The sequence below is a fragment of the Streptomyces sp. ADI95-17 genome (genome assembly GCF_003846175.1).
Taxonomy (GTDB): Bacteria; Actinomycetota; Actinomycetes; order Streptomycetales; family Streptomycetaceae; genus Streptomyces; species Streptomyces sanglieri.
In genome coordinates this window covers 34,541-36,266 of the sequence record NZ_ML123053.1, presented here as the reverse complement: position 1 = coordinate 36,266, position 1,726 = coordinate 34,541, and the positions used below count along the sequence as shown (strand labels likewise).

Here is a 1,726-nt window from a genome sequence, read left to right as displayed (position 1 = left end):
GTCGATGTCCGCCGCCGACAGGCCGGCTCCGGCGAGGGCCTGGCGGATGACACGCTGCTGGGACGGTCCGTTGGGGGCGGTCAGGCCGTTGGAAGCGCCGTCCTGGTTGATCGCCGAACCGCGGACGACCGCGAGGACCTCGTGGCCGTTGCGGCGGGCGTCCGAGAGACGCTCGACCAGCAGCACGCCCACGCCCTCGCCCCAGGCCGTGCCGTCCGCCGACTCGGCGAACGCCTTGCAGCGGCCGTCGGGAGCCAGGCCGCCCTGCCGGGAGAACTCCACGAACGTGCCCGGCATCGACATGACGGTGACGCCGCCCGCCAGCGCCATCGAGCACTCGCCGTCGCGCAGGGCCTGCGCCGCGAGGTGCAGGGCGACCAGGGAAGACGAACACGCGGTGTCCACCGTCACCGCCGGACCCTCAAGGCCCAGCGTGTAGGAGACGCGGCCGGACAGGACGCTGGCCGAGCTGCCCGTGGCGCCGTAGCCCACGACCTCGTCGCCCGCGCCGCCCAGCACATAGCCGTAGTCCTGGCCATTGGTGCCGGTGAACACACCGATACGGTCGCCTCTGAGTGACGTCGGGTCGATGCCCGCCCGCTCGAAGACCTCCCAGGAGGTCTCCAGGAGCAGCCGCTGCTGCGGGTCCATCGCCAGCGCCTCACGCGGCGAGATCCCGAAGAACGCCGGGTCGAAATCCGCCGCGTCATGCAGGAAGCAGCCCTCTGCGACGTAGGAGGTGCCGACGCCGTCGGGGTCCGGGTCGTACAGCGAACCCAGGTCCCAGCCACGGTTCTCCGGGAAGCCCGATATACCGTCGGCACCGGCCGTGAGCAGCTCCCACAGCGCTTCCGGAGACTCCGCGCCGCCGGGGAACCGGCAGCTCATGCCGACGATGACGATCGGGTCGTCGGCGCGGTCCACGGCCACCGGCGCACTGTCCGCCGCGACAACGCCGTCGCCGAACACCTCGGTCCTGAGATGTCTGGCGAGTACCCCCGGGGTCGGGTAGTCGAAGATCAGGGTGGCGGGCAAGGAGAGACCGGACTCCTTGGTCAGCCGGTTGCGCAGTTCGACCGCCGTGAGCGAGTCGAAGCCCAGCTGCTGGAACGCCCGGTCGGCCGGCACCGCGTCGGCGCTGCGGTGCCCGAGGACGGCCGCGGTCTCGCGACGCACCAGTTCGAGCAGTTCGGCGTCACGCTCGGCGGTGGAGAGGCCGGCGAGCTGTCGCCGCAGCGCGGAGTCCGCGTCGCCGTGCGCGCCCCCGGCGGCGTTTTCGGGACTCTCCGCGAGGTCGCGCACCTCGGGCAGGCCTGTGAGGAGCGGGCTCGGGCGCATCGCGGTGAACGCGGGCGCGAACCGCTCCCAGTCGATGTCGGCGACGGCGACATGGGTGTCGTCCTCCGTCAGCGCCTGGTGGAGCGCGGTGACCGCCGACTCCGGTGCCAGCGTGGGCAGTCCGCGCCTTCGCAGCTCGGCCTCGCCGACGTCCTCGATCATGCCGCCCTCGCCCCACGGCCCCCAGCTGACGGAGGTCGCGGTCAGGCCACGGGAACGCCGGTCCTGCGCGAGGGCGTCGAGGTGGGCGTTGGCCGCAGCGTAGGCGGCGTGACCACCGCTGCCCCAGACGGCGGAGATCGACGAGAACAGCACGAAGGCGTCCAGGTCTTCACCGTCGCCCAAATACCCGCCGTTGTCCGGGTCACCGAACAGGGCGTCGAGGTGC

1 protein-coding gene is annotated in these 1,726 nt (G+C 72.3%); it reads right to left on the bottom strand.

The window, feature by feature from the left end:
* The coding region (locus tag EES42_RS39485) for a beta-ketoacyl synthase N-terminal-like domain-containing protein (protein WP_124723183.1) at positions 1-1,726 on the bottom strand (1,726 nt) is incomplete at both ends.